This window comes from Mycolicibacter engbaekii (assembly GCF_002101585.1).
GTDB classification, from domain to species: domain Bacteria; phylum Actinomycetota; class Actinomycetes; order Mycobacteriales; family Mycobacteriaceae; genus Mycobacterium; species Mycobacterium engbaekii.
Genome location: NZ_LQOT01000035.1, coordinates 94,772 through 107,853, shown reverse-complemented (window position 1 = coordinate 107,853; position 13,082 = coordinate 94,772). Strand labels below are relative to the sequence as shown.

Below are 13,082 nucleotides of genomic sequence, written 5' to 3'. Positions count from 1 at the left end.
GAACCCTGTTCCATCCCGACCGGGTTGTGGTTTGGTGTGACGGTGTCTCCGGCAATCCAGCGCGCAACCGAACGTTTCGTCGACACCAACGGCGTGACCCTGCGGGTCACCGAGGCGGGCGAGCGGGGCGCGCCGGTGGTGTTGCTGGCGCACGGATTCCCCGAGCTGGCCTTTTCCTGGCGACATCAGATCCCGGCGCTGGCCGATGCCGGTTTCCATGTCCTGGCCCCCGATCAGCGCGGTTACGGCGGCTCGTCGCGGCCGGAGGAGATCGCCGCCTACGACATCGCGTCACTCACCGGCGACCTGGTCGGCCTGTTGGACGACGTCGGCGCACAGCGTGCGATCTGGATCGGCCACGACTGGGGCGCCCCGGTGGTCTACAGCGCCGCGCAGCTGCACCCGGACCGAGTGGCGGCGGTGGCCGGCCTCAGCGTGCCGCCGGTGCCCCGGTCGCAGGTGCCGCCCACTGAGGCGTTCCGCGCCCTGTTCGGCGAGAATTTTTTCTACATGCTCTATTTCCAGGAGCCGGGGGTGGCCGACGCGGAACTGGCCGCCGACCCGGCCCGGACCATCCGCCGGATGGTGGGCAGCCTCAGCCCCAGCGACCGCGAAGCGGCGCTGCTGATGACCGCTCCCGGCCCGATGGGCTTCATCGAGCGGATCGCCGAGCCGGCCGCGCGTCCGGACTGGATCAGCGGCGACGAACTGGACCACTACATCGCCGAGTTCACGCGCACCGGTTTCACCGGTGGACTGAACTGGTACCGCAACCTCGACCGCAACTGGGAGATCATGTCCAATCCTGCCGCCGCCACCATCGATGTACCCACCCTGTTCATCGCCGGGACCGCCGATCCGGTGCTGACCTTCACCCGCCCCGACCGCGCGGCCAAGCTGGTGACGGGCCCCTACCGCGAGGTGATGATCGACGGCGCCGGCCACTGGCTGCAACAGGAGCGGCCCGACGAGGTCAACGCGGCACTGCTGGAGTTTGTGGCCGGCCTTCCGACCGGAGCCGCATCGTGACCGCCCGGCCGCTGCGGTTCGGGGTTTTCATCACCCCGTTCCATGCGCTGGGTCAATCACCCACCGTCGCTTTGGAATACGACCTGGAACGCGTGGTCGCGCTGGACCGTCTGGGCTTCGACGAGGCGTGGTTCGGTGAACACCACTCGGGCGGCTACGAACTGATCGCGTGCCCCGAGGTGTTCATCGCCGCCGCCGCCGAACGCACCAAGCACATTCGGCTGGGCACCGGCGTGGTTTCGCTGCCCTACCACCACCCGCTGATGGTGGCCGACCGCTGGGTGCTACTGGATCACCTGACCCGCGGGCGGGTGATGTTCGGCGCCGGCCCGGGTGCCCTGCCCACCGACGCCCACATGATGGGCATCGATCCGGTCGAACAGCGCCGGATGATGCAGGAATCCCTAGAGGCGATCCTGGCGCTGTTCCGGGCCGAGCCGGGCGAACTGGTCACCCGGCATTCGGACTGGTTCACGCTGCGCGACGCGGCCCTGCATATCCGCCCCTACACCTGGCCATACCCGGAGATCTCCGCCGCCGCAATGGTTTCGCCATCCGGTCCGCGACTGGCCGGCGCGCTGGGAACCTCGCTGCTGTCCCTGTCGATGTCGGTGCCCGGCGGGTTTGCCGCCCTGGAGAACACCTGGGAGGTGGTGCGCGACCAGGCGGCCAAGGCCGGCCGCGACGAACCGGACCGCGACACCTGGCGGGTGCTGAGCATCATGCACATCGCCGACACCCGCGAGCAGGCGGTGGCCGACTGCACCTACGGCCTGCAGGATTTCGCGAACTACTTCGGTGCGGCCGGGTTCGTACCGCTGGCCAGCGAGGTCGAGGGCTCACCGCAGACGCCGACCGAATTCGTGGAGGCCTACGCCGCGGCCGGAAGCTGCTGCATCGGTACGCCCGATGACGCGATCGAACACATCACCGACCTGCTGGAGCGCTCCGGCGGATTCGGCACCCTGCTGTTCCTCGGGCATGACTGGGCCTCACCGGAGGCGACCTACCACAGCTACGAGCTGTTGGCCCGCAAGGTGATTCCGCATTTCAAGGGCCAACTCGCCGCACCCAAGGCCTCCCACGAGTGGGCCAAGGGGATGCGCGACACGCTGTTCGGCCGGGTCGGCGAGGCGCTCAAGAACGCCGTCGTGGAGCACGTGACCGAGACGGCGCCCCCCACAGCGGATAATTCACGCTGATGCGCGCAGCGGTGCTGCGTGACGGGCGAATGGTCTACCGCGACGACCTGCCGGAGCCCGCACCGGGTCCGGGCCAGGTGCTGGTGGAGGTGACCGCCTGCGGCATCTGCGGATCGGACCTGCATTTCGCCTCGCACGGCGCGCAGGTGCTGGCCGCAACGCAGGCCATGTCCGGCAGCCCTTCGGCGCAGGCATCGGTCGACCTGGGCGCCGACATCTTCATGGGCCACGAGTTCAGCGCGAAGGTGCTGCAGGCCGGACCGGCTACGGAGACCTTTCCCGCCGGAACACCGGTCACCTCGATTCCGGTTCTGCTGGCCGCCACGGGCGTCGAGCCGATCGTCTACTCCAACGCCACGGTCGGCGGATACGCCGAGAGGATGCTGCTGTCGGCTCCGCTGCTGCTGAAGATCCCCAACGGGCTGGATCCGCGCCACGCTGCCCTGACCGAGCCGATGGCCGTGGGGCTGCATGCGGTCAACAAGTCCGCCGTGCTTCCCGGCGAGACCGCACTGGTCTTAGGCTGCGGCCCGATCGGCATGGCGATCATCGCCGCGTTGCGCAACGCGGGCGTGCACGACATTGTGGCTGCCGACTATTCCGCCGCCCGGCGGAAGCTGGCGACGTCCATGGGCGCTCACCGCACCGTGGACCCGGCCCAGGGATCGCCGTTTGACACGGTGACCCCGAAAGTGATCTTCGAGGCGGTCGGCGTGCCGGGCGTCATCGACGATGTCCTGCGGCGAGCGCCGGTGGGCAGCCGGCTGGTGGTCGCCGGGGTGTGCATGGAACCCGACACCGTGCACCCCTTCTACGGCATCGCCAAGGAGATCAGTGTGCAGTTCGTGCTGGGCTACGAACCGGCGGAGTTCGCCGCATCGCTGCGCGCCATCGCCGAGGGCGAGATCGACGTGGCACCGCTGATCACCGGCGAGGTCGGACTCGACGGCGTGGGTGCGGCGTTCGACGAACTGGCCGACCCGGACCGGCATTGCAAGATCCTGGTCACCCCATAGGGCTGATCAGCCCTTGGGGAAGGCGCCCGCGTCGACCAGCTGACCCGACCACCCGCCGACCAAATCGGCCAGCTCGCTCAGGTCGTCGCCGAGCCGGGCGACGATCGGGGCACATGCGGCGTCGGTAGCGGTCTCGACGGCCTCGCGAGCGGCACGCCCGGCGTCGGTGATCACGCCGTCACGCGCCAGGCCCCGCTCGGCCAGTCGCGCCTCGCCGCCGGCCAACTCCTCTTCACTCCACGCTCTGGTCCGGACGTAGCTGCGCGGCGGCAGACCGCGGTAGAGCTCAGTGATCAGCCCGATCTCGACGGCGTCGAACCCCGCTGCGTCCCAGGCGTTCACATGCGCGTCGCCGCGGAATTCCCGGAGCCGGTCGGCCAACAGCCAGGCGTCGGACAGCGGGTCGCCGGTCAGCCCCACGCCCACCAGCCCGGCGAACAGCGGCTTGCCCGCAACCGCGAGGCCCTCGGCGGCGCGGCGCAGCAACTCCACCGCCCGGTCGAGTCCCTCGGGAGCCGCCCCCAGGACGCGCCGCAACTGAGCCGTCGCGCCTTCGATTCGCGCCGCCCGGATGGTCGGCGCGTCGGTCAGCTTCCAGCCGTAGTCGACGGCCGGAACCACCACCGCAGGGTTGAACACCGCGAATGCCGCGGCGATCAGCTCGCCCGGCGCCTGCCCCATCGCGGAGCCGCGGCTGCAGAAGTACGCCGGCCCGTCCGGCATTTCGACCCCGTCGACGGTCGCCGGGCTGGGACCGAAACCGAGTGCCGCATAACCGCGGTGGCACTCCGGGGAGAAGTAGACCTGGCCGGCGAACGGCTCGATGGCGGCGGACAGTACTCGCGACGGGTCGGAGGTCATCGCATCAGTGTGCCTCATCGATCTTTTTCGGCGGGGTGCGCGTCGACTCCGCTAGGGTTCCTAGCATGCCGACACACAGCGCCCGGACGATTCTCCGCTGGTCGATGACGCTGGCGCTGGCGGGCGTCTCCACGCTCGCCGTGGCCGGCTGTGACGCCACGCCGGGCGGCGATTCCGACATCGCGCGGCAGGTGACCGTGGTGGGCACCGGCGAGGTCCAGGGTGTCCCGGACACCCTGACCACCGAGGCGGGCATCGAGTTCGTCGCCGGCGACGTCACCAGCGCGATGAACCAGACCAGCGAGCGCCAGCAGGCGGTCATCGATGCGCTGGTCGATGCCGGCGTGGACCGCAAGGACATCAGCACCACCCAGGTCAGCCTCCAACCGCAGTACGGCAATCCCGACGCCAGTGGGTCGGCGAACATCACCGGATACCGGGCCGGCAACACCATCCGGGTCAAGGTCGAGCGCGATTCCGCCTCCCAGGTGCTCGCGGTGATCGTACGGGCCGGCGGGGACGCCACCCGGATCAACGGCGTGTCCTACTCCATCGAGGACGATTCGGCGCTGGTGCGCGACGCCCGGGAACGGGCCTTCAACGATGCCCGTGACCGCGCCCAGCAGTACGCGCAGCTGTCGGGACTGCGGCTCGGTCAGGTGATTGCGATCTCCGAAGTCGCCGGCGGGACCGCACCTCCGGTGCCGGACATGATGCCGATGCCGCGCGCGATGGCCTCCGCTCCCCCCGTCGAGCCCGGCCAGCAGACCGTGAGCTTCACCGTGACGGCGGTGTGGGAGCTGAGCTGAGCACCGCCGTGGACTCGCTGGGTCGGCCGCAGCGAATCTGACGGGCGGTCCGGCACCGGTTTCTTCTGAGGCGGCGTTCACCGAAATCCGCCGCGCCGGCGAAGCCCTCGGGAACTTTCCCCGCACCGCATCCGACCCATCCAGTGGTGCGGGGTTGTTCGCCTGCGCGTGGGAAGTCCGCATCATCGGCGCGACCGCGCCCGACGCGGGGTCCGGTCCGCACGGCCGGCCTCACACCAAGCGGACATCAGGAAGGAATGGCGTAGCGGATGGTGGCGAGTGAGCACGGGTGCCGCCGGTGACGCCGCCGCGCACCGCTGTCGCCGCCGGAATTCGCCGCCGCGCCGCCGCCGTCATTCTCGGCTGGATTGCCTTCGTCGTCGTGCTGAGCACCGTGGTGCCGCCGCTGGAGGTGGTAGGGCAGCTGCGCTCGGTACCGATGAGTCCCGACTTCGCGCCGTCGGTCACCGCGATGAAGCGGGTGGGCCACGTCTTCGGGGAATACACCTCTGACAGTTCGGCGATGATCCTCCTCGAGAGCCGCGTGCCGCTCGGCGATGATGCGCACCGTTACTACGACACCCTGGTCAGCAAGCTCGAAGCCGACACCGACCATGTGGAGCACGTCCAAGATTTCTGGGGTGATCCACTGACCGCCCCCGGGGCGCAGAGCAACGACGGCAGAGCGGCTTACGTGCAGGTCCACCTCGCCGGCAATCAGGGCGAGACCCTGGCCAACGAGTCGCTCGAGGCGGTCCGCAGCCTTGTCGCCGAGGTCGACGCACCGCCGGGGGTGAGCGCCCACATCACCGGCCCGGCGGCGCTAGCCGCCGACGAGCAGGTCGCCGGTGACCACAGCGCGCAGGTCATCGTCGGTCTGACCTTCTTGGTCATCACCACGATGATTCTGTTGGTGTACCGGTCCCTGGGCACCGGGCTGGTGGTCTTGGCGATGGTGTTTCTCGCCCTGGCCGCGGCGCGCGGCGTGGTGGCCTCGCTGGCGTATTTCCACCTCATCGGCCTGACCACCTTTGCGACAAACCTGCTGGTCACCTTGGCGATTGCGGCCGCCACCGACTACGCGATCGTTCTGGTCGGCCGCTACCAGGAAGCCAGGACCGCCGGCGAAGACCGCGAGACGGCCTATCACACGATGTTCGACGGCACGGCGCACGTGATCCTGGCCTCGGGATCGACCATCGCGGGCGCCACCTTGTGCCTGCACTTCACCCGGCTCCCCTACTTCCAGACGCTCGGCATTCCGCTGGCGGCCGGAATGGTCGTCGCCATGCTGGTGGCATTGACGCTCGGTCCGGCGATGATCACCGTGGCCAGCCGGCGGGGGCTGCTGGAGCCCAAGCGGACGATGCGGACCCGCGGATGGCGCAAACTCGGCGCGGCAATCGCCCGCTGGCCGGCGCCGGTGTTGGTCGCCAGCACCGCACTGACCCTTGTCGGCCTGCTGGCCCTGCCCGGTTATCGCACCAGCTACAACGAACGTCGTTACCTGCCCGCGGATCTGCCCTCCACCGCCGGTTACGCGGCGGCCGAGCAGCATTTCTCCACCGCGCGCATGAATCCCGAGGTGTTGCTGGTGGAGACCGATCGGGATCTGCGCAATCCGGCGGACTTCCTGGTGATCGACAAGATCGCCAAGCGGGTAGTACGGCAGCCGGGGATCAGCCGGGTACAGACCATCACCCGACCGGACGGCACCCCGCTGAAGTTCAGCACCTTGCCGGCTCAGCTCAGCCTGCAGGGCACGCTGCAGGCACTCAATCAGGGTTACCTACACGACCGGATGACCGAGTTCGGCTCCAGCACTGAAGATCTGCAGCACAGCATCGACGCCATGGAGCGGATGCAGCTGTTGATGACCGAGATGACCGCTACCGTGCACAACATGGTCGACACGATGCGCCGACTGGCCTCGGACACCTCGGAACTGCGGGATCATCTCGCCGACTTCGACGATTTCCTGCGACCGCTGCGCAGCTACCTGTACTGGGATCCACATTGTTTCGGCATACCGGCATGCTGGTCGGTGCGATCGGTCTTCGATGCCCTCGACAGCAGCGATGCGCTCAGCGGCGACATCGACCACGTGCTGCCCGACCTTGATCGACTCGATGCCCTGCTGCCGCAACTGCTCCGGCAGCTGCCGGCACAGATCCAGGCACTGGCGACGACACGAACCACCATGCTGACCATGACTGCCGCCCAGAACGGCCTGTTGGACCAGACCGCGGCGATGCTGGACAACCAATCCGCCCTGGGCGCGGCATTCAACGACTCGAGGAACGACGACACGTTCTATCTGCCGCCCGAGGTCTTCGCCAACGCACAATTCCAGCGCGGCGTGCGGACCTTCGTCTCCCCGGACGGCCACGCCGTGCGATTCATCGTCAGCCACGACGGCGATCCGTTGACCCCAGAGGGGATTCACCACATCGACGGCATCAGGCATGCGGCCAAGGAGGCCATGAAAGGCACTCCCCTGGAGGGTTCACAGATCTATGTCGGCGGGACGGCGTCGGTGTTCAAAGACATGCAAGAGGGCAACAACTACGACCTGCTGGCAGTCGGGATCGCCGCACTGTGCCTGATCTTCATCATCATGCTGGTCATCACCGGAAGCGTGATCGCCGCCGCGGTGATAGTCGGCACCGTGGTGGTGTCACTGGGGGCGTCATTTGGGCTGTCGATCCTGTTGTGGCAGCACATCATCGGCTTGGAGCTGCACTTCATGGTGATGGCGATGTCGTTGATCATCCTGCTGGCGGTCGGCTCGGACTACAACCTGCTGCTGGTCGCGCGTTTCAAAGAGGAGATCCACGCCGGGCTGAACACCGGGATCATTCGAGCGATGGGCGGCACCGGTTCGGTGGTCACCTCGGCCGGCGTGGTGTTCGCCTTGACCATGCTGTCGATGGTGGTCAGCGACCTGACGGTGGTGGCACAGATCGGTACCACCATCGCCATCGGCCTGCTCTTCGACACGCTGATCATCCGGTCATTCGTGATGCCCTCGCTGGCCGCGCTGCTCGGCAAGTGGTTCTGGTGGCCGCAGCGGGTTCGGCCGCGTCCCGTCCCGGCCCGCTGGCCGGCACCGGCCGAGCGGTTGGAGCAGGCCGCCCCAACAGCCCCGAGCGTGCGCTGACCTCCTGGCGCGACGGCCTCGCGCTGCCCGACCGGGCCGACGAGAAAGCGGGCGCTTCCTGGAAGGAAACGCCCGCTTTCGTGCTCACCGGCCGAAATCGGTTGCGCATCAGCCCCAACCGTCGGCGAACATGTCCACGAGGTTGACCAGCGACGCGATCAGCCCGACCCCCTCACCGGGCGCGGAGTAGGGCATTCCCATCCCCACCATCTGCAGGTCGAGACCCAGCGAGTTGAAGATCGAACCGCCCACATTGCCGGCCTCGGTCTCGCCGGGCGTGAGAAGACCACCGAAGTCGAAGCTGGCGCCCAGGACCGCATTGCCCTCGGGAACCTGCAGGATGTCGTTCAGCAAGGGCACCAGCGCGTCGAGGTTCAAGGTGGCTCCGTTGAAGAATGCCCCGAGCACGTTGGCGGGTGCCGCCAGCAGGTTTTGCAGCGCCCCTTCGAGGTCCCCGCCACCGAGGCTGTCGAGGATCGACCCGATGCTGTTGAGCAGTTCCACTCCGGGGCTGACCAGCGGGCCGATCAGTCCCATCACGACACCGCTCAGCGGCGACGACAACAGCGTCAGGATGGTGGCCGCCGGCTCGGCCGCCTCGATCGGCACGACACCGTTGCCCATGTCCATCCCGGACAGGTATTGCAGCCCCCACAGGTGGCTCCAGTCCAGGGTCTGGGCCGCCAACTCCGAGCCCTCGGGTGTTGCCGCATCCACCCCGATGAATGTCGCCGCCGCGAACTGTCCGGCCACGGTGTCGGCAAACCCGGCGAGTGCGTCCTTGACCGCGTCAAAGACCTGCGCCCCGTTGGCCACTGTCGTATTGAAGACGTCCGCCCAGGGCCCGAACGGGTCGATCGAAGCGGCGAGCTGCACCTGCGACGCTGTCGTGATGATCGGCAGCGCGGGGACGGCGGGGCCCGCTGCGCACATTCCGGCAACGGCCAAGGCCGCCCCGGCGACGATGCCGCCGGAGCGGCTGAGCTGAACTGCGCTGCCCTGAGAGGGACGTAACTGTGTCATGCCTAAGAAGTCGACCGAACATGAAAAAAGTTCCTGACTTCGGCAAGAAATGCCGACCAGTCCGCGCGGATGTGCCGAAGGTCACATTCGCTGTGCGCCAAGGCCGAACACGCCGACGACGACGGCTCAGCCGAATTCGACCAGGTTGGTCGGCGCGCGGAATCGACTCAGGACCCGGGAACGGTAGACCGCCGCGAGTGCCTTACCGAGCACTTTGCCTCGCCCAGCCGGCACGCCGAGCTCGGAGACGGCGCGTACGCCGGGTATCGCGCGCAGCGCATCGTAGTCCTGGGCCGTGAACCAGAACGGCATCGGCGGTGCCGTGTAGTTCTGGCTGAGCCTGATCCCGCGACGTGAGCGTGAGTAGGCGCTCAGCAGCCGCGGGACACTGTCGAATATCATCCGGCCGCCGGGAAACCGCTGGGCGCAGGCGGCGATCAGACCGAATGCCGCGTCACGATCCAGGTACTGCAACAACCCCTCCGCGGTGATCAACACGCCGGCGGAGTCGTCGACGAGGTTCATCCATGAGTAGTCCAGCGCAGACTGCGCGCAGTACCGCAGTCGTTCCGATGCCGGCAGCAGCCGGCGACGCAGCGCGATGACGGGTTCCAAATCCACCGAAAGCCAGTTCAACTGGCCATTGTCCACCCGCCAGAAGCTCGTCTGCAGGCCGTCGGCAAGAGCTACGACGGTGGCGCGCGGATACACCGACAGGTATGCGCGGGTGGCCTGATCGAACACCAATGCCCGCAGCGCGGTGGCCTGGTGGGTCCTGCCGAAGTCGGCGAAGTCGTAGTCGAGGCTGTTGCGCAGTTCGATCGCCCAGGGATCCTCGATCACCCCGTCGGGCCGTTGTGCCTCCGCTGCTCGTTGATACAGGGTGAGCAGGGCGGTCTCCGATACCCCGTCGAGGTGGCGGGCGTCAATGACTGGCACGGCCTCAGACCGTACCCGCCATCCGGCGTTGCACGCTGCGAGAAACCTAACGGCGGTCGAGCGGAACTTTTTGATCATCGTGTCCGACCACCTCGTCGGCGGGGAATCGCCCCGCTTCGCGTGCCGCGCAGCCCACAGCAATTTAAGGAGGTGCCATCCTGACCGCCCCGATCTGGATGGCCATGCCTCCGGAGACTCACTCGGCAATGCTCACCAGTGGTCCGGGCCCGGGCTCCCTGTTGGCGGCCGCCGCGCAATGGCAGCAACTCAGCGCCATCTACGACGACACCGCCGCCGAACTGGCCCAGCTCCTGGCCGCCGTGCAGGCCGGCCCCTGGCAGGGGCCCAGCGCGGCTGCCTACCTGGCCGCACACGCGCCGTACCTGGCGTGGCTGGAACAGGCCGCCGCCGCCAGTGCCGCGACGGCCGCGCAACACCAGACGGCCGCCGCGGCATACAGCGGCGCGGTGGCCTCGATGCCCAGCCTGGAAGAGCTGGGCGCCAACCACGCGATCCACGCCGTGCTGGTCGCCACGAACTTCTTCGGGGTGAACACCGTCCCGATCGCCGTCAATGAGGCCGATTACACCCGCATGTGGGTGCAGGCCGCTGAGACCATGTCGGTGTATCAGGGCACCACCGCCGCGGCGATCGCAGCAGCCCCCCGGATCCCCCCTGCCCCGGCTGTCGTCACCGACCCGGCCGGGGACACCGCGACGCCCAGCGGTGGCGACGGCGGGTGGCTGGCGGAGCTCACCCGGCAGCTCGGGGATCTGCTCGGCGCTTCGGGGCAGGTCGAGGAGCTGCTGCGGCTGTTCGAGAGTTTCTTCGAAAGCCTGGGATTCAACCCGGTGATCGCGGCCTTTCTGGCGGTGGTCGCGCTGATCGCCTACGACGTGCTGTGGTATCCCTACTACGCGTCCTACGGGCTGCTCCTGTTGCCCTTCTTCGCACCTGCGCTCAGCGCACTGAGCGCCTTGAAGCTGCTGCCGCTGCTGACCGGTCAGCAGTTCACGGTCGATCACCTACCCGACATGGTGGCCGCGTCGGTCGGTGACCCAGGCGTGGAATTCCCCGCTGCGGCGGCTGCTGCGCCTGCTGCGGTCGCAGGCTCCTCCGCCGGTGCGGGTGCCCACGCCGTCCCGGCGACCGGCCACGCACCCGTCATCACACCGAGCGCCGCCGCCACGATGTTCGGCTACCTCGTCTCGGGCTGGGGCCCACCCGGAGTCAGGTCCGGTCCACCGCGGGACATGCCCGCAACCGACCACGCCGTCGCGGCGAGCCCTGCAACAGCTCAGCGCGCAGCCGTCGCCCCAGCCCGCAGCCAGCGCGTACGACGCGGCAGAGAGCAGACCCGTATGCGCGCCCACCGCTACGAGTTCCTGCGGGCGACCGACGGGGCGGCCCTGTCCACCGAGTCCGATCCCATCGCCGAGACGCCCGCCCCCATCCCGGCGGTGCTCGCATCCACCCGGGCAACCGGACTGGCGGGCCGCTCCGGCGAGCTGGCACCGCTGCTGCCGACCAGTTGGCTCGCCACCGACCAGATCGAGCGATCGACACAACCGATGAACGAGGGAGTTGACAGATGAACAGCGAAAGTACTCGCGGATGACGCTGACGGTCACCGGCAGCGGACTCGGGACCCAGATCACCGGGCTCGATCCCCAAGATCTGAGCACCGTCACCCGAGACGAGATCCGCGAGATCGTTTACGCCAACAAACTCGTCATCCTCAAGGGCGTTCACCCCTCACCGGAGGAGTTCCTCCAGTTGGGCCGGATTGTCGGCGACGTGGTGCCCTATTACGAATCCATGTACCACCACCATGAATTTCCGGACATCTTCGTCTCCTCCACCGAGGAGCAACAGGGGGTTCCGCGGACCGGCGCGTTCTGGCACATCGACTACATGTTCATGCCCGAGCCGTTCGCATTCTCGATGGTGCTGCCCCTGACCGTTCCCGGCCCCGACCGGGGAACCTATTTCATCGATCTGAACCGGGCTTGGGCGTCGGTGCCCGAGGCCCTCCAGGACGCTGCCCGAGGAACACTGAGCACCCACGATCCCCGACGGCATATCAAGATCCGCCCCGACGATGTGTACCGGCCCATCGGGGAGGTGTGGGACGAGATCAGCCGGACGACACCGCCCATCACGTGGCCAACAGTCATCCGGCACCCGATGACCGGGGAAGAGATCCTGTACATCTGCGCGTCGGGAACCACCCGCATCCAAGACAAAGACGGCCGAGTCCTCGACCCCGAGCTGCTGCACCGGCTCATGGAGGCGACCGGCCAACTGGACCCGACTTTCACCCATCCCTTCATCCACACCCAACACTACGAGGTCGGAGATATCATCTTGTGGGACAACAGAGTTCTGATGCACCGAGCTAAGCACGGCAACTCCGACGGCACCTTGACCACCTACCGGCTGACTATGCTCGACGGCCTCAAGACCCCGGGATACCCGGCATGAGCAGCAGCGACCTCAGGACGCCGGCCCTGACCGACGCCGCTGCCCCGATAGCCGAAGAACTGTTGGCCAAGGTGCTGGAACCCTACGCGTACAAGGGTTGTCGCTATCTGACCGACGCGGTGGCGCAGGCCGACCCCGGCTCAGTCCTGGCCGAGGGAAGTTTCACGATCACCGAGTCGGCCTACATTCGCAGCACCGGACACTTCAACGCAGTCGAGTTGGTGCTGTGCTTCAACCAGCTCGCCTACAGCGCCTTCGCGCCTGCGATCGCCGACGGCGTCATTCCCGCGTTCCACGGCTGGACCCTCGACGACTACCTCAAGCATCAGCTCTCCAGCATGTACATCCGGACGTCGTCATCACGGTTCAGAAGGCCGATCAACGCGGCGCGGTTCCAGGCGCGCCTGCACTGCCACGATCTTGAGGTCGTCGAACGCTCGGTGCGTTACCTGCGGGTGCCGTGCGCCATCGAGTTCTGGGACCCGCAGGGCGGCTCCGCCTTCGGCGAGTTCGAACTCGCCGCCCTCAACATCCCCGGCTACCAATAAGAAAACGGAGC

At 67.7% G+C, this 13,082-nt stretch carries 11 protein-coding genes; 8 read left to right on the top strand and 3 right to left on the bottom strand.

The features are described from left to right. Positions 1-54 precede the first annotated feature (54 nt). From AWC02_RS10755 to AWC02_RS10745, 3 genes are read left to right on the top strand one after another with little or no spacing between them, the layout of a single operon-like run. Positions 55-1,029, top strand: a complete 975-nt coding sequence (locus AWC02_RS10755) for an alpha/beta fold hydrolase (protein ID WP_109560977.1) — start codon at positions 55-57, stop codon at positions 1,027-1,029. Further along, the gene (locus AWC02_RS10750; RefSeq protein ID WP_085128753.1) at positions 1,026-2,231 is read left to right on the top strand and encodes an LLM class flavin-dependent oxidoreductase; all 1,206 of its coding nucleotides are present in this window, start codon (positions 1,026-1,028) and stop codon (positions 2,229-2,231) included. Before AWC02_RS10755 ends, AWC02_RS10750 begins: the two co-directional genes overlap by 4 nt. After that, entirely contained in the window at positions 2,231-3,247 is a 1,017-nt protein-coding gene (locus AWC02_RS10745) for a zinc-binding dehydrogenase (protein WP_085128752.1), read from the top strand. The genes AWC02_RS10750 and AWC02_RS10745 overlap by 1 nt, the downstream gene beginning before the upstream one ends. 6 nt (positions 3,248-3,253) lie before the next feature. On the opposite strand, the gene AWC02_RS10740 is transcribed toward AWC02_RS10745, so the two are convergent. Next, on the bottom strand, positions 3,254-4,108 hold the full coding sequence (locus AWC02_RS10740) for an SCO6745 family protein (protein WP_085128751.1): 855 nt from the start codon (positions 4,106-4,108) through the stop codon (positions 3,254-3,256). Between the two features lie 65 nt (positions 4,109-4,173). Between AWC02_RS10740 and AWC02_RS10735 the strand changes: the two genes are divergently transcribed. Further along, complete coding sequence (locus AWC02_RS10735) at positions 4,174-4,917, top strand: SIMPL domain-containing protein (RefSeq protein ID WP_085128750.1); 744 nt, start codon at positions 4,174-4,176, stop codon at positions 4,915-4,917. Between the two features lie 289 nt (positions 4,918-5,206). Then, a complete protein-coding gene (locus tag AWC02_RS10730; RefSeq protein ID WP_085128749.1) occupies positions 5,207-8,077 on the top strand; it encodes an MMPL/RND family transporter in 2,871 nt (956 codons plus the stop codon). Positions 8,078-8,185: 108 nt separating this feature from the next. Here the strand turns inward: AWC02_RS10730 and gjpA are convergent, their stop codons facing one another. Next, positions 8,186-9,100 (bottom strand): outer membrane porin GjpA, encoded by a 915-nt coding sequence (gene gjpA, locus AWC02_RS10725; protein WP_133055624.1) that lies wholly within the window; start codon positions 9,098-9,100, stop codon positions 8,186-8,188. A gap of 126 nt (positions 9,101-9,226) precedes the next feature. Then, positions 9,227-10,039, bottom strand: a complete 813-nt coding sequence (locus AWC02_RS10720) for a class I SAM-dependent methyltransferase (RefSeq protein ID WP_109560967.1) — start codon at positions 10,037-10,039, stop codon at positions 9,227-9,229. Between the two features lie 158 nt (positions 10,040-10,197). Between AWC02_RS10720 and AWC02_RS10715 the strand changes: the two genes are divergently transcribed. The 3 genes from AWC02_RS10715 to AWC02_RS10705 are packed head-to-tail and all read left to right on the top strand — an operon-like array spanning position 10,198 to position 13,071. Next, positions 10,198-11,634 (top strand): PPE family protein, encoded by a 1,437-nt coding sequence (locus tag AWC02_RS10715; protein ID WP_419179240.1) that lies wholly within the window; start codon positions 10,198-10,200, stop codon positions 11,632-11,634. Between the two features lie 19 nt (positions 11,635-11,653). Further along, positions 11,654-12,523 (top strand): (3R)-3-[(carboxymethyl)amino]fatty acid oxygenase/decarboxylase, encoded by an 870-nt coding sequence (gene scoE, locus AWC02_RS10710; protein ID WP_085128745.1) that lies wholly within the window; start codon positions 11,654-11,656, stop codon positions 12,521-12,523. Further along, entirely contained in the window at positions 12,520-13,071 is a 552-nt protein-coding gene (locus tag AWC02_RS10705; protein WP_085128744.1) for an FcoT family thioesterase, read from the top strand. The genes scoE and AWC02_RS10705 overlap by 4 nt, the downstream gene beginning before the upstream one ends. Positions 13,072-13,082: the final 11 nt, after the last annotated feature.

What these genes read in the sequence shown, in the direction of transcription:
- scoE (WP_085128745.1), top strand. Translation starts at nt 11,654, where the DNA reads ATGACGCTGACGGTCACCGGCAGCGGACTCGGGACCCAGATCACCGGG.
- gjpA (WP_133055624.1), bottom strand. Translation starts at nt 9,100, where the DNA reads ATGACACAGTTACGTCCCTCTCAGGGCAGCGCAGTTCAGCTCAGCCGC.
- AWC02_RS10740 (WP_085128751.1), bottom strand. Translation starts at nt 4,108, where the DNA reads ATGACCTCCGACCCGTCGCGAGTACTGTCCGCCGCCATCGAGCCGTTC.
- AWC02_RS10705 (WP_085128744.1), top strand. Translation starts at nt 12,520, where the DNA reads ATGAGCAGCAGCGACCTCAGGACGCCGGCCCTGACCGACGCCGCTGCC.
- AWC02_RS10735 (WP_085128750.1), top strand. Translation starts at nt 4,174, where the DNA reads ATGCCGACACACAGCGCCCGGACGATTCTCCGCTGGTCGATGACGCTG.
- AWC02_RS10745 (WP_085128752.1), top strand. Translation starts at nt 2,231, where the DNA reads ATGCGCGCAGCGGTGCTGCGTGACGGGCGAATGGTCTACCGCGACGAC.